The 1715-nt window shown below is 33.6% G+C and carries 1 protein-coding gene; it reads right to left on the bottom strand.

The window, feature by feature from the left end; all coding sequences use genetic code 11:
• On the bottom strand, positions 1-1679 hold a 1679-nt coding region (locus AC1DRF_RS26340), incomplete at its 3' end, for a hybrid sensor histidine kinase/response regulator (RefSeq protein ID WP_477742117.1).
• Between the last annotated feature and the right edge of the window lie 36 nt (positions 1680-1715).

Genomic DNA, 1715 nt, shown 5'->3' with positions numbered 1-1715 from the left:
GCCTTATATTTCTTTTTCTTAATTTTTTTTAGTTCTTCCAAAGATAACCGAAGTGTTTTTGCTGAGACAGCTTCCTCGCCATGTGGTCCTGTACTTAAAATTTTATGGTCTGGAATATTTTGATTAATTGTATTGTTTAGCGTTTCACTTAGGATTGTCAAAAACTCTTGTACATGAATGGGCTTTGTCAAATAGTTATCAAAGCCTTTATCCAATGTATATTGAATATCTTTTGGCATTGCATTTGCACTTACAGCGATGACAGCAATATCTTTCGTTTCTTTGCCTGCTTTTAAAATTTCAAATACTTCATATCCGTTAATATCTGGGAGGTTAATATCAAGAAGAACCAAATCTATTTTTTCGTTTGCTACAATTTCTATTCCTTCTTTTCCTGTACGAGCTGATAAGAGCGTATAGGAAGGCTGCGATTTAATGATGTTACTTACTAAGTGCAAGTTGGATTCGTTATCTTCAATATATAGCAAACGATAGTTATCTTCCTTCTTATTATTTGTTGGAGGAAATTCAGTTTGTTCACCCCATTGTATGACAGTCTTTAAATCATTTGGAAGAGGAAGACTAAAGCAAAACTCACTTCCTGTTCCTTTATTGCTTGTTACATTAATCTCCCCTCCCATTAGATGCACCAGCTGTTTAACTAGAGATAATCCAATGCCTGTACCTTCTTCTTTTGTACTTTCAATTCGATAAAATGGAACAAACACTTTAGTATATTCCTCTACAGAAAAGCCCACGCCTGTGTCTACGATATGAATGTACTGCTTATTCTCTTGTAAACGACAGAAAACGATAACTTTTCCATTTTCTTGATTGTATTTAATAGCATTATCAAGTAGGTTCAGCAATATTTGTTTAAGACGTATAGGATCAGCAAGAACGATCATATCTTCCCATTGATCCAGTTGGCTATAAATACTAATATTCTTCTTCTTAGCCAATGGTTGTACAATATTGATACATTCCTTGATGACAGTTAGAAGATGAACTTCCTCTATAGAAATCTTTAAATTTCCTGTTTCTATTCTTGACACGTCTAAAATATCATTAATTAAACTTAGTAAATGGCTTCCTCCACTTAAAATCTCCTGTACAAAATCACGCTGTTGTTCATTTAAAGATTCATCCATCTCCAATAACTGAGCAAAACCCAGAATTCCATTCAGCGGCGTACGCAGTTCATGACTCATCTTTGACAAAAAACTTGATTTGGCCATGTTCACTTTTTCAGCTTCTTCTTTTGCCTGAATAATAACTCTTTCCATTTTTTTTTGTTCTGTGATATCCTCAAACTCCCATAAGTAGCCTACAAAATCATTTTCCTCATTTAAAGGAAAACAATTGTAGCGTAGTGTCATACCTGTATCTATTTTAATCTCTTTTGTAGTTCTCGTTCGTTTTTCTGTATTTTCGAGCTTAATTTTATTAATTTCTTTATCTAAAAGGTAATGTAAATCCGAAACGTGCATCCCAATATGGCAATCAATTTCCCCCTTCAACTGGAAAAGATCATAAAATTTCCTATTTAAGAGCCTTATTTTTTTATTGCAATCTGTTACTGCAATCCCACTATCTAACCGATCAATCAAACTACGCTGGAATGCATAGGAATTCATTAATTTTCGTTCTTGTTCTTTTTGAAGAATGTCCTCTTCCATAATCTTTTTGTTAGTAATCTCCACACAAGTTCCGAC

Source organism: Priestia sp. P5_B4, from assembly GCF_056400385.1.
Note: the sequence above shows the minus strand (reverse complement) of the source record. Positions and strands in the feature narration are given on the sequence as shown.